Origin of the sequence: Amaricoccus sp. (assembly GCF_017993425.1) — a bacterium.
GTDB lineage: Bacteria > Pseudomonadota > Alphaproteobacteria > Rhodobacterales > Rhodobacteraceae > Amaricoccus.
Genome location: NZ_JAGOMQ010000005.1, coordinates 58570 through 80858 on the forward strand (window position 1 = coordinate 58570; position 22289 = coordinate 80858).

A 22289-nucleotide genomic window follows, 5' to 3' on the forward strand; every position below is an offset into this window, starting at 1 on the left:
CGCGGCTCAGCCCTTCATCACGTTGATGTCCTCGACGGCGATCGTTCCGGTGTTGCGGAAGAAGCAGACGAGGATGGCCAGCCCGATCGCCGCCTCGGCGGCGGCCACGGTCAGCACGAACAGGGTGAAGATCTGGCCGACGAGGTCGCCGAGATGCGCCGAGAAGGCCACGAGGTTGATGTTGACCGCGAGCAGCATCAGCTCGATCGACATCAGGATGATGATGACGTTCTTGCGGTTGATGAAGATGCCGAAGATGCCGGTGACGAACAGGATCGCCGCGACGGTGAGATAGTGCCCGAGCCCGATCATCCCCTGCTCCCTCCGTTCGCCGGCGGCGCCCCGACGCGGCTCATATCCCCTGCCCCGGCTTGATGTCCTTCAGGTCCACCGCCTTGGCGGGGTCGCGGTACATCTGCGTCAGCACGTCCTGCCGCTTCACGCCGACGCGCTTGCGATGGGTCAGCACGATCGCCCCGATCATCGCGACGAGCAGCACCAGCCCGGCCGCCTGGAACAGGAAGATGTACTTGGTGTAGATCAGCGCCCCGAGCGCGGCGGTGTTCTCCATCTCCGCCGGCGGCGGCGTCACCGCGGCGCGCTGCGCCAGCGCGATGTCCGTCGTCTCCCAGGCCCCGAAGACGAAGCCGAGCTGCACCAGCAGGATCACCCCGATCAAGAGCCCGACCGGCAGATAGGCCGCCATCCCCTCGCGGAGCGCCGCGAAGTCGACGTCGAGCATCATCACCACGAAGAGGAACAGCACCGCGACGGCGCCGACATAGACGATCAGCATCAGCATCGCCACGAACTCAGCCCCGAGGAGCACGAAGAGCCCCGCGGCGGAGAAGAAGGCGAGGATCAGCCAGAGCACCGAATGCACCGGGCTCCGCGCGAACACCACGAGGAAGCCGGAGAGCACGGCCACGAGGGAGAACAGGTAGAAGGAGAAGGTGGCCATGGGCTGCCTCTCAGCGATAGGGCGCGTCGAGCTCGAGGTTCCGGGAGATCTCCGCCTCCCAGCGATCCCCGTTCGCGAGCAGCTTTTCCTTGGTGTAGAAGAGCTCCTCGCGCGTCTCGGTCGAGAACTCGAAGTTCGGCCCCTCGACGATGGCGTCGACCGGGCAGGCCTCCTGACAGAAGCCGCAATAGATGCACTTCGTCATGTCGATGTCGTAGCGCGTCGTCCGCCGCGACCCGTCGTCGCGGGGCTCGGCGTCGATGGTGATCGCCTGCGCCGGACAGATCGCCTCGCAGAGCTTGCAGGCGATGCAGCGCTCCTCGCCGTTCGCATACCGCCGGAGCGCATGCTCGCCACGGAACCGGGGCGACAGCGGGCCCTTCTCGTGGGGATAGTTGATCGTCGCCTTCGGCTTGAAGAAGTACTTCATCCCCAGCCGAAACCCGCCGATGAAGTCGGCGAGCAGGAAGTAGCGGGCGGCCTTGTCGAACGGGATCCCCATCATCAGCCTCCAACAGCCACGAACGTGGGGTGTTCGTCGATCTCGATAGGGATGATCTCCGTCATCTTCCATCCGACCAGATCACGCGGAAACTCATACTCCCGCGTCCGGATAAGATAGGGACGCTTACCGTCTATGATGGTCGCTATGTGGCCACGACGGAAATCATCCGCCGCGCTCTCGGCATTCGGATAGAAGCCTCTGAGCTGCTCGTTGATACTCACAACGTAGCCGCCAACGGAGATCGGCAAAATGGCAAAGCGGTGACCGCCTGCAAGCCAAGAGTACTTCTTGCTCGTGGCAATCATCATCAGCCTCCGATAGCCCAGCGCTGATAGGCGCCCCAGAACCAGCCGTACTGCGCGAAGAGCCCCACCAGGGCGACCCAGCCCAGCGACAAGGGCAGGAACACCTTCCAGCCGATCCGCATGAGCTGGTCATAGCGGTAGCGGGGGACGATCGCCTTCACCATCGCGAAGATGAAGAAGAAGAACACCATCTTGGCGAACATCCAGAACGCCCCGTCGGGGAGCCCCGGGATCGGCGACAGCCAGCCGCCGAAGAACAGCACCGAGATCAGCGCGCACATGAAGAACACGCTGGTCAGCTCGCCGATCATGAAGAGCAGGAACGGCGTCGAGGAATACTCGACCTGATACCCCGCCACCAGCTCCGACTCCGCCTCCGGCAGGTCGAAGGGCGGCCGGTTGGTCTCGGCGAGGCACGAGACGAAGAACAGCACCACCATCGGGAGCTGCGGCAGCCAGAACCAGTGGAAGAGCCCCCAGCTCCCGGCCTGCGCCTCGACGATGCGGCTGAGGTTCAGCGTCCCGGCCGAGATCAGCACCCCGACGATGATCAGGCCCATCGAGACCTCGTAGGAGATCATCTGCGCCGCCGAGCGCAGCGCGCCCATGAACGGATATTTCGAGTTCGAGGCCCAGCCGCCGATGATGATCGCATAGACGTGCAGCGACGAGATCGCGAAGATGAACAGGATCCCGACGTTCATGTCGGAGATCACCCAGCCGGGCGCCCAGGGGATCACCGCCCAGACGATCACCGGCAGCACGAAGGAGATCATCGGCGCCAGCAGGAACAGGGGCTTGTTGGCCCCGGCCGGGATGACGATCTCCTTGACGATGTATTTCAGGAAGTCCGCGAAGGACTGCATCAGCCCCCACGGCCCGACGACGTTCGGACCCCGGCGCAGCTGCACCGCCGCCCAGATCTTGCGGTCGGCGTACATCAGGAAGGCGAGGCAGACGAGGACGAAGACCGTCACCACCAGGCACTGGAGGAGGACGATCAGGAAGATCCCGAAGCCGGTGTCGAGGAACCCGTCCATCGCCTACTCCGCCGCCATTGCGTGATGCCGCCCGGCGGCGAGCCGCGACAGCTCGGCCATGACCGTGCTGGCCCGCAGGATCGGGTTGCCAAGATAATGATCCTGCACGGGTCCCCCGAAATCCTGCCCGGTCATATCGCCGCGGGGCAGGGGCGTCCACGGATTTTCCGGGACCTCCTCGATATGCCCCAGATGCGGGAATGCCGCGAAGAGCTGCCGACGCAGCTCGCCCAACGCGTTGAACGGCAGGGTCGCGCCCAGCTCCGCCGACAGCGCCCGCAGCACCGCCCAGTTCTCCCGCGCCTGCCCCGGCGGGAAGCCGGCGCGCAGCGCCATCTGCGGCCGCCCCTCGGTGTTGACGAAGACGCCCGCCTCCTCGGTCCAGGCCGCCGCCGGCAGGATCACGTCCGCCCGATGCGCGCCGCGGTCGCCGTGCGAGCCCTGGTAGACCACGAACGGCCCGGCCGGGATGTCGATCTCGTCGACGCCGAGCGCATAGACCGCGCCCGCGCCGTCCAGCGCCGCGGCGAGCCCGCCCTCGGTGGTGAACCCGAGGTCCATGGCGCCCACCCGGCTCGCCGCCGTGTGCAGGATCAGGAGCTTCGAGCCGGTCAGGTCGCACAGCGCCATCACCTCGCCGAGCACCGCCGCGCCGTCGCCGGCGGTCAGCGCGTCGGCGCCGAGCACGATCACGCTCGGGGTCGCCTTCTCCTCGTCGGTCAGCGTCTCGCGGTTCAGGGCCGCCAGCGCCTGCCGCCCCGCGCCAATATGCTCGACCGGATAGGTCAGGTCCGCGGGCGCGCCCACCGAGGCGATCCGCGCGCCGTTCAACCAGGCCTTGCGCAGCCGGGCGTTCAGCACCGGCGCGTCGTGCCGCGGGTTCACGCCCACGAGCAGGATGCGCTTCGCCGCGTCGATGTCCCCGATCCGCGCCGAGCCGGCATAGCCCGAGCGGTTCCCCGCCGGCAGCGCCGCCCCGTCGAGCCGGCACTCGGTCACGCCGCCGAGCCTCTCCGACAAGAGCTTCAGCGCGAAGATCGCCTCGACCGAGGCGAGATCGCCCGCCAGCGCGGCGACCTTCTTGCCCTTGAGCCCCGCCTTCACCGCGGCGAAGGCCTCGGCCCAGGTCGCCGGCCGGAGCTTGCCGCCCTCGCGGATATAGGGCCTGTCCAGCCGCTGCCGCCGGAGGCCGTCCCAGACGAAGCGCGAGCGGTCGGCCAGCCATTCCTCGTTCACGCCGTCGTTGTTGCGCGGCAGGATGCGCATCACCTCGCGCCCCTTGGCGTCGACGCGGATCGCCGAGCCGAGCGCGTCCATGACGTCGATCGATTCCGTCTTGGAGAGCTCCCAGGGCCGCGCCGTGAACGCATAGGGCTTGGAGGTCAGCGCCCCGACCGGGCACAGGTCGATGACGTTGCCCTGCATCTCGGAGGTCAGCATCCGCCCGAGATAGGAGGTGATCTCGCTGTCCTCGCCGCGCCCGGTCTGGCCCATCTCCGGCACGCCCGCGACCTCGGTGATGAAGCGCACGCAGCGGGTGCAGGAGATGCAGCGGGTCATCTCGGTCTTGACGAGCGGCCCGAGGTCCATGTCGATCGCCGCCCGCTTCGGCTCGCGGTAGCGGCTGAAGTCGACGCCGTAGGCCATGGCCTGGTCCTGCAGGTCGCACTCGCCGCCCTGGTCGCAGATCGGGCAGTCGAGGGGGTGGTTGATGAGCAGGAACTCCATCACCCCTTCGCGGGCCTTCTTGACCATCGGGCTCTTGGTCTTGACCTGCGGCGGCTGCCCCTCGGGCCCGGGGCGCAGGTCCTTGACCTGCATCGCGCAGGACGCGGCCGGCTTCGGCGGGCCGCCGACCACCTCGACGAGGCACATCCGGCAGTTGCCGGCGATGCTGAGCCGCTCATGGTAGCAGAAGCGCGGGATCTCCACGCCCGCGACCTCGCAGGCCTGCAGGAGCGTCATCTGCGGCGGAACCGCCACCTCGACGCCATCGACGATCAGCTTGCGCAGGTCGCTCATTTCTTCCCCTCACGGGCCTTCCCGGCGTCCTCCGGCCGCTTCGGAGCGGCGGGGGGAACGCGCGTCATGTCCACGGTCGCGGCCTCGCCGCGGCGGTCGAAGATGGCTTCGGCGAGGTCCGACAAGGCCCGCCCGAGATCGTCCGGCGCGAAGGTCATCGCCGCCCCCCGTCGCGCAGCGCCGGCCAGTCCTTGAACGCCAGCACCCAGAGCGAGATCAGGTTCGCCACCGGGATGATCATCAGGAGCGACCACGCCCCCGAATGCCCGGTGCGCCGCCAGATCTTCCAGTAGGGGATCACCGCCAGGGCGAGGATGACCAGCACCGGCACGAGGCCGATCGCGCCGTAGTCCGTCGTGACCGTCGTGGTCGCTTCCATCGCCCTACTCCGCCGCCACCGCGCAGGCGCGCGTCCGCCACAGCCGCGCCTCGCGCGCGAATTCCCAGCCGAAGGCATGGTCGCTGTCGCCGTGCGCCCGCAGATGCGCCAGCCGCTCCAGCCCCTCGTCGAGGGTCGGCCGATGGCCCGCCGGCACGCGCCACATCACGAAATGCCGCTCCGGCATCAGCTCGAACCACTCGGCCCGGCGGGCGTAGAACTGCCGGTGCGCCGTGTTCCACACGAACGCCTCCAGGGCCTCGACGCTCTCCCACACCGTCAGGTTGGCGACGTAACGCGGATCGCCGTCGAGCTTCGTCTCGGTGTTGCCCTTCCCCGGCTCGCCCGAGCCCTCCATCATCCAGACGAAGCCCGGCATCCGCTTGCCGAGCCCGTTCACCCGGTCGAGCGCCGCCATGAACTCCGCCACGCGCGGATCGTGCGTCTCCGCGACGAGCCGGCCGACGTTGAGCTGGGCGAGATGATCCCCGGGCACGAGCCTCACTCCGCCGCGACGGCGCTGACCCGCCCCGTCCGCTTCGCCTTGATGCGGTCCTCGATCTCGCCCCGGCAGTGCCGGATCAGGCCCTGGATCGGCCAGGCCGCGGCGTCGCCGAGCGCGCAGATCGTGTGGCCCTCGACCTGCTTGGTCACGTCGAGCAGCATGTCGATCTCGGCCGGATCGGCCTCGCCGGTGACCAGCCGCTCCATGACCCGCATCATCCAGCCGGTGCCCTCGCGGCAGGGGGTGCACTGGCCGCAGCTCTCGTGCTTGTAGAACTTCGACAGCCGCCAGATCGCCTTGATGATGTCGGTGGACTGGTCCATCACGATGACCGCCGCCGTCCCGAGGCCCGACCGCTGCTCGCGCAGCCAGTCGAAGTCCATGATCGCCTCGCCGCACACCGCCGCCGGCAGGAGCGGCACCGACGAGCCCCCGGGGATCACCGCCTTGAGGTTCTGCCAGCCGCCGCGGACCCCGCCGCAGTGCTTCTCCAGCAGCTCGCGCAGCGGGATCGACATCGCCTCCTCGACCACGCAGGGCCGGTTCACGTGCCCCGAGATGGCGAAGACCTTGGTGCCGACGTTGTTCGGCCGGCCCATCGAGGAGAACCACGCCGCGCCGCGGCGCAGGATCGTCGGCGCCACGGCGATCGACTCGACGTTGTTCACCGTGGTCGGCGCGCCGTAGAGCCCGGTATTGGCCGGGAACGGCGGCTTCAGCCGCGGCATCCCCTTCCGGCCCTCGAGGCTCTCGATGAGGGCCGTCTCCTCGCCGCAGATATAGGCGCCGGCGCCGTGGTGCAGGTAGAGGTCGAAGTCCCAGCCCGATCCCGCGGCGTTCCGGCCGAGGAGGCCCGCGTCATAGGCCTCGTCCACCGCGATCTGCAGCGCCTCGCGCTCGCGGATATACTCGCCCCGGAGGTAGATATAGGCCGCGTTCGCCCCCATCGCGAACGAGGCGATCAGGCAGCCCTCGATCAGCGTGTGGGGATCATGGCGCATGATCTCCCGGTCCTTGCAGGTGCCGGGCTCGGATTCGTCGGCGTTGACGACGAGGTAATGCGGCCGGCCGTCGCTCTGCTTCGGCATGAACGACCACTTGAGCCCGGTCGGGAAGCCCGCGCCGCCACGGCCGCGCAGGCCGGAGGCCTTCATCTCCTCGATGATCTTGTCGCGGCCGCGGCCGATGATCCCGGCCGTGCCGTCCCAGCAGCCGCGCGAGCGCGCCCCCGCCAAGCTGCGGTCGAACATGCCGTAGAGGTTGGTGAAGATCCGGTCCTTGTCCGCCAGCATCGGTCTCGTTCCCTCTCGTCCGGCCCGCAGCCCGGACCTCCGTCACGCCTTTCCCGCGGCCCGCGCCCGGGCCGCCTGCCTCTCGCGCCTCAGGTGCTCTCGCCCCGGTCGACGCGCCGCGAATGCTCCGTCTCGCCCCCCGCGGCGAGGATCCGCGCCTGCCCGATCCAGTCGTCGCGGCTCGCCCGGCCGTGGAACCCTTCGAGGTTCTCGTCGATCCAGCCGAGCTCCGCCGGCCCCCAGGCCGCGATCTGGTCGAAATGGAAGATGCCGAGCGAATGCAGCAGCGCCTCGAGCTTCGGCCCGACGCCCTTGATCCGCTTGAGGTCGTCCGCGCCGCCGTCCCGCGCCGCCGTCAGCGCCGCGGGCCGCGTCCGCTCCCCGGCCGGCGCGACGGGAGCCGGAGCGGCCACCGGCCCGGCCTCCGCCGCGGGCGCCGGGCTCCGCCGGACCGGCTCGCCGGTGATGCGCGCGACCGTGTCGCCGAGTGCGAGCGCCAGCGCCACCGAGCCGTTGGCCGCCTCGGTCCGCTCGCCCGCCGGCAGGATCGTTCCCCCGAGCGGCTCCGACGCGAAGCGCCCGTTCTGCGGCCCCGGCCGCGGCACCTCGCCACGCGCGAGCGCGTCGAGGATCTCGCCGAAGCTCTCGGCGGTCAGATCCTCGTAATAATCCTTGCCGATCTGCGCCATCGGCGCATTGGCGCAGGCCCCAAGGCACTCGACCTCCTCCCAGCTCAGCTTGCCGTCGGCCGAGAGCTGGTGCGCGTGGGGCGCGATCTTCTTCTTGCAGACCGCGATCAGGTCCTCCGCCCCGCAGATCATGCAGGAGGTGGTGCCGCAGACCTGCACATGCGCCACGCTGCCGACGGGCTGGAGCTGGAACATGAAGTAGAAGGTCGCGACCTCGAGCACGCGGATATAGGCCATGCCGAGCATCCGCGCGATCTCCTCGATCGCCGGCCGCGTGACCCAGCCCTCCTGCTCCTGCGCCCGCCACAGGAGCGGGATCACGGCCGAGGCCTGCCGCCCCTCCGGATACTTCGCGATGATCGTCTGCGCCCATGCCAGGTTCCCCGGCGTGAAGGCGAAGCTCTCGGGCTGCTCGTGATAAAGGCGGCGGAGCATCAGCGGTCGACCTCTCCGAACACGATGTCGAGGGAGCCGAGCGCCGCGGAGACGTCCGCCAGCATGTGGCCCCGGCAGATGTAGTCCATGGCCGCGAGATGCGCGAAGCCGGGGGCGCGGAGCTTGACCTTCCACGGCTTGTTGGTGCCGTCGGCGACCAGATAGACCCCGAACTCGCCCTTCGGCGCCTCCACCGCGGCGTAGACCTCGCCCGCCGGCACGTGGAAGCCCTCGGTGTAGAGCTTGAAGTGGTGGATGAGCGCCTCCATCGAGGTCTTCATCTCCGCCCGCTTCGGCGGCGACAGCTTGCCGCGCGCCAGCACCTCCTGCCCCTTGCAGGCGTTGAGCTTGTCGATCGCCTGAAGGATGATCCGCGTGCTCTCGCGCATCTCCCACATGCGGATCAGATACCGGTCGTAGCAGTCGCCGTTCACCCCTACCGGGATCTTGAAGTCGAACTCGTCGTAGCACTCGTAGGGCTGCGAGCGCCGCAGGTCCCAGGCGAGGCCGGAGCCGCGCACCATCACGCCCGAGAAGCCCAGCGCCTGACACTCCTCGGCGCTGACGATGGCGATGTCGACGTTGCGCTGCTTGAAGATGCGGTTCTCGGTCAGCAGCCCCTCGATGTCGTCGAGCACCGCCGGGAACTCGTGCGCCCATTTGGCGATGTCGTCGATCAGATCCTGCGGCAGGTCCTGATGCACGCCGCCGGGGCGGAAATAGGCGGCGTGGAGCCGCGCCCCGCAGGCGCGCTCGTAGAAGATCATCAGCTTCTCGCGCTCCTCGAATCCCCAGAGCGGGGGCGTGAGCGCGCCGACGTCCATCGCCTGCGTGGTGACGTTGAGCAGGTGGTTCAGGATCCGGCCGATCTCGGAATAGAGCACCCGGATCAGCGAGCCCCGCCGCGGGATCTCGACGCCGGTCATCTTCTCGATGGCGAGGCACCAGGCATGCTCCTGGTTCATCGGCGCCACGTAGTCGAGCCGGTCGAGATAGGGCAGGTTCTGCAGGTAGGTGCGGCTCTCCATCAGCTTCTCGGTGCCGCGGTGCAGGAGCCCGATATGCGGGTCGCAGCGCTCGACCAGCTCGCCGTCGAGCTCGAGCACCAGCCGCAGCACCCCGTGCGCCGCCGGATGCTGCGGGCCGAAGTTGATGTTGAAGTTGCGGATCCGCTGCTCGTCCTTCAGCAGGCCCTGGGTCGCCTCGTCCATCGTCCCGCCCCCGTCTCAGACCGCCGCCGCCCGCCGGGCCGCCGGCCTCCGCCACGACGGCGGCACCGCGTCGCCGAATCGGGCGCGCACGAACTCATAGGTCGGCCGCAGCGTCTCGACCGCCTGCGCGATCTCCCGCTCGCTCGCCTTCTCGCCGCCCCTGCGCGCGGCGTTCACCTTCTCGCCGAGGCCCGCCGGCCGCCGCGCCACCCCGAGGAAGTCGGTCAGCCGGTCGATCTCCTCCTGGCGGAACAGCGTCTCGAAGAACAGGTAGCAGATCCGCTCCCGCGGCGCCGCCCGCTCCAGCCGCTCGATCGTCAGGTCGTAGCGCGAGCGCAGCACGCTCGAGTCCTCCGGGTCGGCCAGCGCCGCCGCCAGCCGGGTCGAGAAGTCGCCGCGCCCCCTCGGCTGGTCCTTGCGCACGTTCATGTTCACCCCCGACACCAGCCGCGACACCGGGTCGCGCAGGACGAAGAGGAAGCGCACGTCGGGGTTCAGCGCGGCCATCTCGGCGTAGCTCTCCGTGTCGAGCAGCGCATAGGCCGGGGTGATCTCGCCGACGACCGGCTCGCCCGCCCAGGCCTGGAGCAGCACGTCGGCATAGGCCGCATGGTCGCCCCGCCGGTCGGCGAGCATCTGCTCGCTCAGCCGCCAGGCCGTTTCGACGCTGCGATCCCGCCGCGAGCGCGTGGTCCGCTTCCAGAGCGACCGCGCCTCGATCCGGGCGATCTTGCGCCGCGCCCGGGCGAGGCGGTCGCGCCCGGGCGCCCCGGCGAGCGTCGACCAGTAATGCTGCTCCTTGCGCACCGGCATGCAGATCTCGGGATGCGCGCGCAGATAGGCGTCGAGCCACGAGGTGGCCGCCTTCTGCGCGCCTACCCCGAAGAAGAGGGTCCGAGGCCTGGCGAAGCGTGGGTCCGGAGCGATGGCCAATTGGAGTTCCTCAGGCTGGCCCGATCGGCTCGCGACATGCGGGAAGGCGGAGGCGGAGGCGGGGGCGCGGCATCAGCGCGCGTCCTTCTTCTCGTCGCCCGGCAGGATGTAGTCGGCGCCTTCCCACGGGCTCATGAAGTCGAACATCCGGTATTCCTGGACGAGCTTCACCGGCTCGTAGACCACCCGCTTCTGCTCCTCGTCGTAGCGCACCTCGACGTAGCCGGTGGTCGGGAAGTCCTTGCGCAGCGGATGGCCGCGGAAGCCGTAGTCGGTCAGCAGCCGCCGCAGGTCGGGATGGCCCGAGAACAGGATCCCGTACATGTCGAAGACCTCCCGCTCGTACCAGTTGGCCGAGGGGTAGACGCCGATGATCGACGGCACGATCTCGCCGTCCGCGACCGCCGCCTTCACCCGCACGCGGGCGTTCAGCGACATGGAGAGCAGGTGGTAGACCACCTCGAAGCGCTTCTCGCGGTCCGGCCAGTCCACCGCCGTCACGTCGATCAGCGTGGTGAAGCGGCAGGACGGATCGCTGCGCAGGAACTCGAGGAACTCCGGGATGGCGCCCGGGCCGACATGCAGCGTCAGCTCGCCGAAGCGGATCTCCGCCTCGCGCACCGCGTCCGCGCGGCGCAGCAGGATGCTCTCCTGCAGCTCCTCGAGCGCGGCCTCGGCGGCCGCCAGGCGGGCGGGCGCGCTCATCGCACGATCGTCCCGGTGCGCCGCATCTTCCGCTGCAGCTGGAGGATGCCGTAGAGCAGCGCCTCGGCCGTCGGGGGACAGCCGGGCACGTAGACGTCGATCGGCACCACCCGGTCGCAGCCCCGCACCACCGAGTAGCTGTAGTGGTAGTAGCCGCCGCCGTTGGCGCAGGATCCCATCGAGATCACGTAGCGCGGCTCCGGCATCTGGTCGTAGACCTTGCGCAGCGCCGGGGCCATCTTGTTGGTCAGCGTGCCGGCGACGATCATCAGGTCGGACTGCCGGGGCGAGGCGCGCGGCGCCGTGCCGAAGCGCTCGAGGTCGTAGCGCGGCATCGAGGTGTGCATCATCTCGACGGCGCAGCAGGCGAGGCCGAAGGTCATCCAGTGCAGCGAGCCGGTGCGCGCCCAGTTGATGACGTCGGCCGTCGAGGTGACGAGGAAGCCCTTGTCGGCCAGCTCGTCGGAGATCGCCCGCGCCGCGACCTCCCTGTCCGGTCCGGCGGCGGTGGCCAGGGCCGGGGACGGCTCCATCACTCCCATTCCAGGGCTCCTTTGCGCCACTCGTAGGCGAAGCCGATCGTCAGCACCGCGAGGAAGACCATCATCGACCAGAAGCCGACCTCGCCCTGCAGCGGGAAGCTCACCGCCCAGGGGAACAGGAAGGCCACCTCGAGGTCGAAGATGATGAAGAGGATCGACACCAGGTAGAAGCGCACGTCGAACTTCATGCGCGCGTCGTCGAAGGCGTTGAACCCGCACTCGTAGGCCGAGATCTTCTCGGGATCGGGGTTCGACACCGCCACCACCGCCGCCGCGAGGAGCAGGACGAGGCCGAGCGCGATCGCGAGCCCGAGGAAGATCAGGATGGGGAGATACTCGCGCAGAATGTCGTCCAAAACGCGCCCTCCGCAAGCACATCCCGCGACGGGCGGCAGGCCGCCCGGTCCCCTCACGTCCTACCCATCGACTCGCATGGCGTCAACCAAGCCCGAAGCGCCCTTGCCGAGCCGGCGCTCCGAACCCGCGGGGCCGCCCTCCGCCCGGCTGCGCCGGCCGGACCCAGGCGCCGCGTCGACGTCGCGCCGGCTCGACCGTCCCGCCCGCGGCGCGCTGCGCCGTGGCGCGGACGTCGCCGTCTCCCCGCCCCGGCGTTGCTACCGCCGCGAGCGGCGAGATCGCGGGACGCCGCCGGGAGATCGGACGGAGCGCCTTTGCGTTCCGGGGAGCCGGTCTCCCCGCCCGCGCAAGCGCGGGTGGGGCCCCTGCGCGCCGTTGCGCGCGTTCCCCCGCCCCCCTTCCCCCCGCCCCCAAAGGGGAACCTGCACGACAGGTCAGGGAAAAGAGAAGAAAGGGAGGTCGGGGCGGCGGGAGCCGACGGGGCCTTCGGGCGGTCGTCGCGGGCGCGGCCGACGGCCGGCTTGCCCCTGTCCGCCGTCCTGATTATATTTGCGCCCGAGAGGTTGGCGCGGGCAGGCGCCTCGCCAACCCGGTCAGGTCCGGAAGGAAGCAGCCGTAACGGGTCCCGCTTGGGTCGTTGTCAGCCTCTCGCCGTTCGTGTCCGCCAGCAAGGGAGGGTGTCCGCTCATGACTGTCGCCGTCGCCCGCCGGGCGGACCCGGAGTCGCGCGCCCTCTAGCGCTCCCTCGTCCGCCTGCCGCCGCCGCGCGCCCCACCCGGGAGCGCGCTCTTGCGTCATGGCTTCGGACGGACCCCGATGGACTCCACCCCCTCGCTTCGCGACCTCGGCTGGTCGCCCTTCCTGCAATCCGACCTCGACCCCGGCGCGCTCGCCGCCGGGGAGCCGATGCGCGTCGCCGCCGTGCATCGCACCGGGGTCGACGCCCTCGACGCCGCCGGGCCGCGCCGCCTCGCGCCCGGACCGCTCGCCGTGGGCGAGATCGCGGTCGGCGACTGGCTCCTCGCCGACCGCGCCGCGCCGCGGGCGCTCGCGCTCCTGCCGCGCAAGTCGCTGCTCGCGCGGCGCGCCGCCGGCACGGGCGCCGAGCTCCAGCTCGTCGCCGCCAATGTCGACACGCTCCTCGTCGTCACCTCCTGCAACGCCGACTTCAACGTCGCCCGCCTCGAGCGCTACCTCGCGCTGGCGCGGCAGTCCGGCGTGACGCCGGTGGTCGTGCTGACCCGCGCCGACGCCTGCGCCGACCCGGACCTCTACGTCGACCGGGTGCGCGAGCTCTCCCGCGCGCTCCCCGTCGAGGCGGTGAACGCCCTCGACCCGGGCGCCGTCGCCCGGCTCGAGCCCTGGTGCGGCCCCGGCGAGACGGTGGCGCTCGTCGGCTCCTCCGGCGTCGGCAAGTCGACGCTCGCCGGCGCGCTTACCGGGTCGACGCTCGCCACCGCGGCGATTCGCGAGGACGACGCCCGCGGCCGCCACACCACCACCGCGCGCAGCCTGCGCCGCACCCGCGCCGGCGGCTGGCTGATCGACACGCCGGGGATGCGGGCCCTCCGCCTCGCCGACGCCGCCGAGGGCGTCGCCGCGGTCTTCGGGGATCTCGGCGCGCTCGCCCGCGGGTGCCGATTCGCCGACTGCGCCCATGACGGCGAGCCGGGCTGCGCGGTGCGCGCGGCGATCGACGCCGGCCGCCTCGACCCGGCCCGCCTCGCGCGCTGGCGGAAGCTAGAGCGCGAGGAGGCGCGCAACAGCGCCACCCTCGCCGAGTCCCGCCGCGCCGAGCGCGGCTTCAGCCGGATGGCGCGGCGGGCGATGGCCGACAAGGCGCGTCGCCGCGGCGACTGACGCGGAGCCCCGGCAGGCCCTCGCCTGCCGGGGCTCCCTCAGCGCCCCAGCGCGTAGAACTCCGGGTTCGGCCGGACGTCGAAGGCGTTGGCGAGCCGGTTCGACATCGCGAAGAACGCCGCGATCGCCGCGATGTCCCACATGTCCTCGACCGAGAAGCCGTGGCCCTCCAGCCCCGCGTAGTCCGCCGCGCCGACCTCGTGCGCCCGAGCCGCCACCTTGCTCGCGAAGGCGAGCATCGCCTTCTGCCGCGGGCTGATCGCCGCCTTGCGCCAGTTCACGGCGACCTGGTCCGCCACCTGCGCGTCCTTCGCCCGGATGCGCAGGATCGCGCCGTGCGCCACCACGCAGTAGAGGCAGCGGTTCTCGCCCGAGGTGGCGACGACGATCATCTCGCGCTCGGCCTTGCTGAGCCCGCCCGGCCGCTCCATCAGCGCGTCGTGATAGGCGAAGAAGGCGCGGAACTCCTCCGGCCGCCGCGCCAGCGCCATGAACACGTTGGGCACGAAGCCCGATTTCTCCTGCACCGCGAGGATGCGCTCCCGCACGTCGTCGGGCAGGCCCCCCAGCTCGGGAAACGGAAACCGCGTCTCGTCCGTCATCGCCTCACCCCGCCAGCAGCTCGGCGACCTGCCGGCCATAGGTCTCGATCGCGTCCCGCGCCTCGCCCTCGTAGGGCTCGACCCGCACGAGGCAGGTATGCGCCGCGCAGCCCTGGCCGAACTGCGACGAGCCGATGTCGAGCGTCAGCACGTTGGGGTTGCCGGCGATGTCGAGCCCGCTGTTGCCGACCGGCGTCAGCCAGGCCCCCGTCGGCAGCGCCACCACCCCCGCCGCCACGCCCGCGTCGACCCGCGCCGTGGCGAGGCAGGCCCCGCGCGCGTTCCAGAGCCGCACCGTGGCCCCGTCGGCGATGCCGCGCGCCGCCGCCTCGGCCGGGGCCATCCGCGCCTGCTCGCGCCCGCCGCGCTTGTCCGCCCGGCTCGCCGGCCCGGTCTCGAGCTGGCTGTGCAGCCGCCCGGCGGGCTGGTGCGAGACGAGGTGCAGCTCGTCCCCCGCCGCGCCGCCCAGCCACTCCGCCGGCGGGATCCACGCCGGATGCGCCGGGCAGTCGGCATAGCCGAGCGCCGCCAGAAGCCGGCTCCCCAGCACGATCCGCCCGCTCTCCGTGGCGAGCGGGGCCGCCTCCGGATCGGCGCGGAACCCGTCGAGATAGGTGTGGTCCCCCTGCACCGGGCAGCGCGCGTGGCCCTGCGCCCAGAACGTCTCGAAGTCCGGCATCGCGAAGCCGCGCCGCCGCGCCGCATCCGCCCGGCTTCCCTCGTAGAGCCGCCGGATCCAGCCCATCTCGTCCAGCCCCTCGTCGAAGGCCGCGCCCACCCCGAGCCGCGCCGCCACGCCGCGCAGGATCTCGAAGTCCGACCGCGCCTCGCCCAGGGGCTCCACCGCCTTCGCCATGGCGAGGATGAAGTCCGAGCGCTTGTTGCCGGCGAGGTCGTTGCGCTCCACCGAGGTCGAGGCCGGCAGCAGGATGTCCGCCCGCCGCGCCGTCGCGGTCAGCATCGGGTCCTGCACGATCACCGTCTCGGGCCGCGTCCAGGCCTCGGCGAGCCGGTTGAGGTCCTGGTGGTGGTGGAACGGGTTGCCGCCCGCCCACCACAGCAGGCGGATGTCGGGATAGGTCCTCGCCTCGCCCTCGTAGCTGTAGCCCCCGCCCGGGCTCAGCAGCATGTCGGCGATCCGCGCCACCGGGATGAAGCTGTCGATGGCCTGCCGCCCCTGCGACATCCCCGGCGAGGCCGAGGTGACGAAGGGCGCGCCCATGCCCCCGAGCGAGCCGTAGCCGTAGCCCACCCCGCCGCCGGGCAGCCCGATCTGCCCCGCCACCGCGGCGAGGCCCAGCGCCGCCCAGAACGGCTGCTCGCCGTGATGGGCGCGCTGCAGCGACCAGCTCACCGTGAGCATGGACCGCGTCTCTACCAGCCGCCGCGCCAGCCCGGCGATCGCCTCCGCCGGGATCCCGGTGATCGCCGCCGCCCAGCCGGCGGTCCTGGGCGTCCCGTCCGTCTCCCCCCGCAGATAGGCGAGGAACGCCTCCGACCCGCTGGTGCAGCGCGCGAGGAAATCCTCGTCGTGCCGCCCGGCCGCGACGATCTCGCCGGCGAGCCCGAGCATCAGCGCCGCATCCGTGTTCGGCCGGACCGGCCACCACTCCGCCCCCACCCATTCCGGCAGGTCGTCGGCGAGCGGCGAGACCAGCACCACCTTCACCCCGCGCGCCACGATTCCCCGCAGGTCCTCCTCCAGCCGGTGCGCGCCGATGCCGCCCGACTCGGTCTGCGCGGTGCGCGGGGTCATCGCGCCGAACACCACCAGCGTCTCGCCGTGCGCGGCGATGGTGTCGAGCGTGCTCGCCTGCCCCCAGCACGCCCGCTCGTCGCCGAGCACGTGGCGCAGGATCACCGGCCCCGCAGCGATGGAATAGGTGTCGACATGGCCGGTATAGCCGCCGACGAGGTTCAGCATCCGCTTGAGCAGCGTCGCCGGGTGGTGCAGCCGCCCGCAGCTCGCCCAGCCGTAGCTCCCCGCGAAGATCGACGCGGGCCCGTGCGTCTCCGTCACCCGCCGCACCTCGCCGGCCACCAGCTCCGTCGCCTCGTCCCAGCTCACCGGCACGAGGCGCTCGCCGCCGCGCCCCCGCCGGTCGCCGGCCCCGCGTGCGGCCAGCCAGCCCTCGCGCACCATCGGCCGCAGCACCCGCCGCTCGGGCCGCGTCCACTCCTCGACGGAGCGGATGATCGGCGACGGCGCCGGATCGAGCGCGAAGGGCTCCACCCCGACGATCCGCCCGCCCTCGACGAGGAGCGTGTAGGCCCCCCAGTGGCTGCAATGCGGAACCCTGACGACGGCTTCGGCCATGCTCTGCTCCTCCGGCCCCGCAACTTCACCCCATACGCCGCCGGCATCAAGCCTCGGGCCCGCCGCGGGAAACGAATCACCCCGCCCCCGCCCCGCGGTGCTAGATTGTCCGCGCCATCCGCTGCATCCCAAGGAGAACCTCATGCGTTCGCGCGGCATCGGCCTGCTCCTCCTGTCGGTCGCGTTCGCAACGGCGCCGCCCGCCTTCGGGCAAGGCGCCGAGGCCAGGCGGCCGAACATCGTCATGCTCATGACGGACGACACCGGCTGGGCCGACTTCGGCGCCTATACCGGCGGCGGCGCGGCGCTCGGCCACCCGACGCCGCACGTCGACCAGATCGCGCAGGAGGGGGCGCTCTTCACCTCCTGGTACGGGCAGGCGAGTTGCACCGCCGGGCGCGCCTCGTTCATCACCGGCCGCGTCCCGATCCGCTCCGCGCTCTCGATCGTGGTCGCGCCGGGCGACGAGAACAGCCTCCGGACGAGCACGCCGACGATCGCCGAGTTCTTCCGCGACAACGGCTACACCACCTACTTCTCCGGCAAGTGGCACCTCGGCGACAAGCCGGAGGCCTACCCGATAGAGCACGGCTTCGACGAGATGAAGCACTTCGGCGCCTACTATCCGGGCGTCTACACCTACAGCGACACCTCGCCGTGGTTCCACCCGTGGTTCCCGTCCTACAACCCGGAGATCGCCAAGGCCTATTTCGACGTCGTCAACATGTACGAGTGGCAGGGCGTCGCCGGAAAGCCCGCCGAGAAGGTCGGCGAGTTCTCCTGGGACTATCTCTCGACCTTCGACGTGCGGCAGGCCGACAGCGCCGTCCAGTACATCAAGGACCACGCCAGGTCCGACAAGCCGTTCTTCATGGACGTCAACTTCATGAAGATGCACAACCCCAACAACCCGGCCCCCGAGTTCGCCGGCAAGACCCACCTCGGCCGCTACTCCGACTCGATGCTCGAGCTCGATTCGAACATCGGCCGGATCATGGACGCGATCCGCGCCGAGGCTCCGAACACCATCGTCATCGTCACCGCCGACAACGGCGCCTGGCAGGACGCCTACCCGGACGCCGGCACGCACCCGTTCCGCGGCGAGAAGGGCAGCTCCTTCGAGGCCGGCTGGCGGGTTCCGGGCCTGATGTGGTGGCCGGACCACATCCCGGCCGGCGAGGTCCGCGGCGAGATGATGAGCCACATCGACCTCTGGTCGACGCTCGCCGCCCTGTCCGGGCTGACCCCGCCGCCGCACGGCGCCTGGCAGGACGACGACGGCAAGCCGATCTACTTCGACAGCATCGACAACAGCGCCTACGTCCTCGGCAAGGCCGACCATTCGGCGCGGCGGTCGTGGATGTACATCGACGGCGAGACCTTCCAGGCGGTCCGGGTGGACGTCGCCGGGGATCCCAGGGAGCCCTGGGTCAACATCGCCTGGAAGTATACGTGGAACGCCAAGGACACCTGGCTCGGCCCGACGCAGGACCTCGGCTCGATCGGCTCGCTCTACAACCTGACGATGGACCCGTACGAGAAGTACGACATGGTGTTCAACGGCGCGATGTCGTCGCGGCTGCCCAAGAGCTCGCCCGGCCAGTACGCGGGCGAGGACAACGGCTGGGTGCTCGCGCTCGTCTATCCGCCGCTCATCGAGTTCGACAAGTCGCTGATCCAGTTCCCGAGCATCAAGCGGTTCCCCGGCGGCGCCTCGAACGACCTCAAGCCGAACCTGCAGGATCCGGAGAACCCGGTGCCGGCGCTCGACCCGGATAACCCGCCGCGCGTGCAGGCCGGCGGCGGCTGACCCCGGAACGGCGGTCGCGGGCGCGCGCCTTGCGCCCGCGCCATCCGCAGGGCGGACCAGGTCCCGCCCCGCATCTCCCGACGCGGCGCCTTTCGCACGCCCCGGAAAAACCCTAGACCGGCGCAATGATCGCAGCGCCTCCCGCCGGGACGTCCACGCTCGCCCTGACGGGCGAGGGGCTGGTCGCGTGTCCCTACTGCGACGCGCTCAACCGCGAGGTCGAGCCGCCGCTCGGCGGGCGGGTGCGCTGCGGCCGCTGCGGCGAGGTGGTGATGACCAACCGCCCGCACGCCCTCGACCGCACCCTCGCCGCCTCCGTCGCCGTCGTCGTGCTGATGATCGGCGCGGTGATGTTCCCCTTCCTCGAGCTCCACACCTTCGGCCTCACCCGCAAGGCCTCGGTGCTCGACGCCGCCCTCGCCTTCTCCTCCGGGCTGACCGCGCCCCTCGCCCTCGCGGTCGGGATGCTCATCGTCGTCATCCCGGTGATGCGCGCCTTCGCGCTCGCCTACGTCATCCTGCCGATCCGCCTCGGCCGCCCGCCCGCGCCCGGAGCCCACGAGGCCTTCCGCCTCGCCGGGCTGCTGCGCCCCTGGTCGATGGCCGAGGTCTTCATCATCGGCGTCGTCGTGGCGCTGGTGAAGGTCGCCGGCATGGCCTCCGTCTCGCTCGGCCCCGCCTTCTGGGCGATGGTCTGCATGGTCCTCCTCGTGGTCCTCGAGGCCACCTCCCTCGACGACTGGTCGCTATGGCGCATCCTGGACCGCACGGCCCCGCGCTGACCGCCCGCGCCGCGGGCCTCGTCGGCTGCCGCGCCTGCGGCAAGGTGTCGCCCGCGGGGACGCCGCACTGCCCGCGCTGCCACGCGGCGCTGCACAGCCGCGCCCCCGCCTCGCTCCAGCGTGTCTGGGCCTGGCTCCTCGTCGGCCTGATCGCCTACATCCCCGCGAACCTCCTGCCGATGATGATCACCACCATCACCGGCCGGAAGCTCTCCTCCACCATCCTCGGCGGGGTGGTCGACCTCGCCCATCACGGCGCCTGGCTTATCGCCGGCGTGGTCTTCCTCGCCAGCGTCGTCATCCCGGTCTCCAAGATCCTCACCATCGCCGTCCTCGCCCTCTCCATCCAGCGCCGCCTGCCGATCTCGGTCCACGCTCGCATGAAGCTATACGAGGCCGTCGAGTTCATCGGCCGCTGGTCCATGGTCGACGTCTTCGTCGTCGCCATCCTCACCGCGTTGATCCAGATGGGCTTCTTCGCCTCGATCCGCCCCGGCCCGGCGGCGGCCTTCTTCGCCCTCTCCGTCGCCTTTACCATGCTCTCGGCGCAGGCTATGGACCCGAGGCTGATCTGGGACAGCGTCGACAGACGCGCGGGTGACGATGACTGACGCACACGAGCCGATGATCGAGGAGCCGAAGGCCGAGCCGCGCTCGCGCCGCATCTCGGCGGTATGGCTCGTTCCCCTCGTCGCGCTGGCCATCTCGCTCTTCGTCGCCTGGCAGAGCTACTCCGAGCGCGGCCCGGCGATCGACATCGTCCTCGACAGCGCGGCCGGCATCGAGGCCGGCAAGACCACGATCCGCTTCCGCGACGTCAACATCGGCATCGTCGAGAGCGTCGCCTTCAGCGACGACCTCAAGAACGTCGTCGCCACCGCCCGCATCGAGAAGTCGATGGCGCGCTTCCTCGACTCCAACGCCGAGTTCTGGGTGGTCCGCCCGCAGGTCTCCACCCAGGGCGTCACCGGCATCGAGACCGTCCTCTCCGGCGTCTACATCGAGGCCTTCTGGAGCGGCGAGCCGGGAACCCCGGCCCAGCGCTTCACCGCCCTGCCGCAGCCGCCGCTGACCCGCGCCGACCAGCCGGGCCTGCGCATCCGCCTGCGCGCCCCCGACGGCGGCTCCCTCTCCGCCGGCGCGCCGGTGCTCTACAAGCGCATCCCGGTCGGCCGCGTCGAGAAGGTCGAGCTCACCACCGACGGCGACGTCTTCGTCGACCTCTTCGTCAACGCCCCCTACGACGCCTTCCTCACCGAGGGCGCCCGCTTCTGGAACGCCTCGGGCTTCTCGCTCAACCTCGGCGCCGGCGGCGCGACGATCAGCGTCGAGAGCCTCGCCGCGCTCGTCCGCGGCGGCGTCGGCTTCGCCCAGATCGGCGCGCAGGCCCAGCAGGTCGAGGCAGGGCACGTCTTCGAGCTCTACGCCTCCGAATCGGCCGCCCGCCAGAACGCCATCGAGGACCTGCCCGGCGAGCGCGTCAGCCTCAACGCCTTCTTCGATTCGAGCGTCAGCGGCCTCGAGCCCGGCGCCAAGGTCGAGTTCCGCGGCGTCACCGTCGGCGAGGTCACCGCCTTCCAGCCGGTGGTGCTGCGCGAGGGCGACGCCACCCGGCTCCGGATGCGCGTCACGCTCGCCATCGTCCCCCAGCGCATGGGCATCGTCGCCGAGGCAGGCGCGATCCCCGAGGCCGGCCTCGACCTCCTCGCCGACCTCGTCGGCCAGGGCCTGCGCGCCCAGCTCGCCAGCGCCGGCCTCCTCGGCCAGTCGCTCTTCGTCAACCTCGCCGAGCTGCCCGACGCGCCCGCCGCCGCGCTCGAGCGCGACGCGCTGCCGCTCCCCGTCATCCCCTCCGCCGCCACCGAGGCCTCCGGCCTCGCCGCCTCGGCCGAGGGCGTGATGAAGCGCCTCGCCGCGCTGCCGCTCGAGGACCTGATCCGCACCTTCACGACGCTGCTCGCCAACGTGAACGCCGTGGTCGCCGACCCGAACGTCCGCACCGTCCCGGCCAACATCGGCGCGCTGATCGCCGACATCCGCGAGACGGTGGACACCAGCGGCATCAAGGACACCCCGGCGCAGATCGCCCAGACCCTCGCCACGATCCGCGAGGTCGTCTCCCAGGTCGAGACCCAGGAGCTGGTCACCGCGCTCACCGAGACGATCCAGACCACCCGCACGACCATCGAGAAGTTCGGCGTCGTCGCCGACGGCGTGCCCGCGCTGATGACCAGCGTCGGCGGCGTCGCCGACGAGGCCCGCGCGCTCCCGCTCGACGACTTCGTCGCCTCGGCGACCCGCACCGTCGACGGCATCGACGCGCTGGTCCGCTCCGAGAAGGTCGGCGCCATCCCCGGCTCCGTCGACGCGGCGCTCGCCGAGATCCGCGGGCTGATCGCCGACCTGCGCGCCGGCGGCACGGTCGAGAACGTCAACGCCACCGTGGCCTCGCTGCGCCGGCTGACCGACGAGCTCAACGCCGCCAACCTCGGGGCCGAGATCTCGAAGGCGGTCGCCTCCGCCGAGCGCGCCGCGGCCAACGTCGACACCGCCACCGCGCAGCTGCCGGAGGTGATCGACAACCTCCGCGCCCTCTCGGCCCGCGTCGAGCAACTGCCGCTCGACCAGCTCGTCGCCCAGGCGACCCGCACCCTCGACGCCACCGAGACGCTCCTCGCCTCCGACGGCATGAAGCAGGTCCCGGCCGAGCTGTCGCAGTCGCTCGCCCAGGTCCGCGCCCTCGTCGCCGAGCTGCGCGAGGGCGGCGCGGTCCAGAACGTCAACAGCGCGCTCGCCTCCGCCGACGAGGCGGCCGCGGCGATCACCTCCGCCGCCGCCCTGCTCCCGGCGCTGATCGAGCGCATCGACCGGCTCACCGCCACCGCCGACACCACGATCGCCGGCTTCGCGCCCGGCTCCGAGCTGACCCGCGAGACCCAGGCGATGCTGCGCGACCTGCGCAACGCCGCCCAGTCGGTCAACGCGCTGGTCATCGCGCTGGAGCGCAAGCCGAACTCGGTCCTCTTCGGGAGATGAC

General features: G+C 71.1%; 23 protein-coding genes and 1 other RNA gene. 6 read left to right on the forward strand and 18 right to left on the reverse strand.

Features of this window, described 5'->3' with window-relative positions:
- Window positions 1–6 precede the first annotated feature (6 nt).
- From nuoK to KBB57_RS03865, 16 genes are all read right to left on the reverse strand, one after another.
- On the reverse strand, window positions 7–312 hold the full coding sequence (gene nuoK / locus KBB57_RS03790) for an NADH-quinone oxidoreductase subunit NuoK (protein ID WP_290747036.1): 306 nt from the start codon (window positions 310–312) through the stop codon (window positions 7–9).
- A gap of 40 nt (window positions 313–352) precedes the next feature.
- Entirely contained in the window at window positions 353–961 is a 609-nt protein-coding gene (locus KBB57_RS03795) for an NADH-quinone oxidoreductase subunit J (RefSeq protein WP_290747039.1), read from the reverse strand.
- A gap of 10 nt (window positions 962–971) precedes the next feature.
- The gene (gene nuoI, locus KBB57_RS03800) at window positions 972–1463 is read right to left on the reverse strand and encodes an NADH-quinone oxidoreductase subunit NuoI (protein WP_290747042.1); all 492 of its coding nucleotides are present in this window, start codon (window positions 1461–1463) and stop codon (window positions 972–974) included.
- 2 nt (window positions 1464–1465) lie between these two features.
- Window positions 1466–1774, reverse strand: a complete 309-nt coding sequence (locus KBB57_RS03805) for a hypothetical protein (protein WP_290747044.1) — start codon at window positions 1772–1774, stop codon at window positions 1466–1468.
- Window positions 1774–2811 carry an NADH-quinone oxidoreductase subunit NuoH gene (gene nuoH, locus KBB57_RS03810; RefSeq protein WP_290747046.1) on the reverse strand — a complete coding sequence of 346 codons (1038 nt, stop codon included), beginning with the start codon at window positions 2809–2811 and terminating at the stop codon, window positions 1774–1776. The genes KBB57_RS03805 and nuoH overlap by 1 nt, the downstream gene beginning before the upstream one ends.
- A 3-nt stretch (window positions 2812–2814) precedes the next feature.
- Window positions 2815–4833, reverse strand: coding sequence for an NADH-quinone oxidoreductase subunit NuoG (nuoG, locus tag KBB57_RS03815; RefSeq protein WP_290747048.1), 2019 nt, complete (start codon window positions 4831–4833; stop codon window positions 2815–2817).
- Window positions 4830–4991, reverse strand: a complete 162-nt coding sequence (locus KBB57_RS03820; protein ID WP_290747050.1) for a hypothetical protein — start codon at window positions 4989–4991, stop codon at window positions 4830–4832. Before KBB57_RS03820 ends, nuoG begins: the two co-directional genes overlap by 4 nt.
- Window positions 4988–5212: a hypothetical protein gene (locus KBB57_RS03825; protein WP_290747052.1), complete on the reverse strand. Its 225-nt coding sequence runs from the start codon at window positions 5210–5212 to the stop codon at window positions 4988–4990. The genes KBB57_RS03820 and KBB57_RS03825 overlap by 4 nt, the downstream gene beginning before the upstream one ends.
- 4 nt (window positions 5213–5216) lie before the next feature.
- Window positions 5217–5708, reverse strand: a complete 492-nt coding sequence (locus KBB57_RS03830; RefSeq protein ID WP_290747054.1) for a DUF3291 domain-containing protein — start codon at window positions 5706–5708, stop codon at window positions 5217–5219.
- 5 nt (window positions 5709–5713) lie between these two features.
- The gene (gene nuoF / locus KBB57_RS03835; protein WP_290747056.1) at window positions 5714–7009 is read right to left on the reverse strand and encodes an NADH-quinone oxidoreductase subunit NuoF; all 1296 of its coding nucleotides are present in this window, start codon (window positions 7007–7009) and stop codon (window positions 5714–5716) included.
- Between the two features lie 89 nt (window positions 7010–7098).
- Window positions 7099–8133 (reverse strand): NADH-quinone oxidoreductase subunit NuoE, encoded by a 1035-nt coding sequence (gene nuoE, locus KBB57_RS03840; protein WP_290747058.1) that lies wholly within the window; start codon window positions 8131–8133, stop codon window positions 7099–7101.
- The gene (locus KBB57_RS03845) at window positions 8133–9344 is read right to left on the reverse strand and encodes an NADH-quinone oxidoreductase subunit D (protein WP_290747060.1); all 1212 of its coding nucleotides are present in this window, start codon (window positions 9342–9344) and stop codon (window positions 8133–8135) included. The genes nuoE and KBB57_RS03845 overlap by 1 nt, the downstream gene beginning before the upstream one ends.
- Before the next feature lie 15 nt (window positions 9345–9359).
- Window positions 9360–10277 carry a sulfotransferase gene (locus KBB57_RS03850; protein WP_290747062.1) on the reverse strand — a complete coding sequence of 306 codons (918 nt, stop codon included), beginning with the start codon at window positions 10275–10277 and terminating at the stop codon, window positions 9360–9362.
- A 72-nt stretch (window positions 10278–10349) separates the two neighbouring features.
- Complete coding sequence (locus KBB57_RS03855) at window positions 10350–10982, reverse strand: NADH-quinone oxidoreductase subunit C (protein ID WP_290747064.1); 633 nt, start codon at window positions 10980–10982, stop codon at window positions 10350–10352.
- Window positions 10979–11515: an NADH-quinone oxidoreductase subunit B family protein gene (locus tag KBB57_RS03860; RefSeq protein ID WP_290747066.1), complete on the reverse strand. Its 537-nt coding sequence runs from the start codon at window positions 11513–11515 to the stop codon at window positions 10979–10981. Before KBB57_RS03860 ends, KBB57_RS03855 begins: the two co-directional genes overlap by 4 nt.
- A complete protein-coding gene (locus KBB57_RS03865; RefSeq protein ID WP_290747068.1) occupies window positions 11515–11880 on the reverse strand; it encodes an NADH-quinone oxidoreductase subunit A in 366 nt (121 codons plus the stop codon). The genes KBB57_RS03860 and KBB57_RS03865 overlap by 1 nt, the downstream gene beginning before the upstream one ends.
- Before the next feature lie 557 nt (window positions 11881–12437).
- Between KBB57_RS03865 and ffs the strand changes: the two genes are divergently transcribed.
- Together ffs and rsgA are read left to right on the forward strand one after the other, a co-directional pair.
- Window positions 12438–12535, forward strand: an RNA gene (ffs, locus tag KBB57_RS03870) — signal recognition particle sRNA small type.
- A 162-nt stretch (window positions 12536–12697) separates the two neighbouring features.
- On the forward strand, window positions 12698–13741 hold the full coding sequence (gene rsgA / locus KBB57_RS03875; RefSeq protein WP_290747070.1) for a ribosome small subunit-dependent GTPase A: 1044 nt from the start codon (window positions 12698–12700) through the stop codon (window positions 13739–13741).
- A gap of 38 nt (window positions 13742–13779) precedes the next feature.
- On the opposite strand, the gene KBB57_RS03880 is transcribed toward rsgA, so the two are convergent.
- Entirely contained in the window at window positions 13780–14343 is a 564-nt protein-coding gene (locus KBB57_RS03880) for a peroxidase-related enzyme (RefSeq protein ID WP_290747072.1), read from the reverse strand.
- Between the two features lie 4 nt (window positions 14344–14347).
- Window positions 14348–16660 carry a molybdopterin-dependent oxidoreductase gene (locus KBB57_RS03885; RefSeq protein WP_290747074.1) on the reverse strand — a complete coding sequence of 771 codons (2313 nt, stop codon included), beginning with the start codon at window positions 16658–16660 and terminating at the stop codon, window positions 14348–14350.
- A gap of 142 nt (window positions 16661–16802) precedes the next feature.
- Between KBB57_RS03885 and KBB57_RS03890 the strand changes: the two genes are divergently transcribed.
- The 4 genes from KBB57_RS03890 (at window position 16803) to KBB57_RS03905 (ending at window position 22288) form a co-directional block, all read left to right on the forward strand.
- Window positions 16803–18470: an arylsulfatase gene (locus tag KBB57_RS03890; RefSeq protein ID WP_290747075.1), complete on the forward strand. Its 1668-nt coding sequence runs from the start codon at window positions 16803–16805 to the stop codon at window positions 18468–18470.
- Window positions 18471–18595: 125 nt separating this feature from the next.
- Window positions 18596–19252: a paraquat-inducible protein A gene (locus tag KBB57_RS03895; RefSeq protein WP_290747077.1), complete on the forward strand. Its 657-nt coding sequence runs from the start codon at window positions 18596–18598 to the stop codon at window positions 19250–19252.
- Window positions 19219–19863, forward strand: a complete 645-nt coding sequence (locus KBB57_RS03900; protein WP_290747079.1) for a paraquat-inducible protein A — start codon at window positions 19219–19221, stop codon at window positions 19861–19863. The genes KBB57_RS03895 and KBB57_RS03900 overlap by 34 nt, the downstream gene beginning before the upstream one ends.
- A complete protein-coding gene (locus KBB57_RS03905) occupies window positions 19856–22288 on the forward strand; it encodes an MlaD family protein (protein WP_290747081.1) in 2433 nt (810 codons plus the stop codon). The genes KBB57_RS03900 and KBB57_RS03905 overlap by 8 nt, the downstream gene beginning before the upstream one ends.
- Window position 22289: the final 1 nt, after the last annotated feature.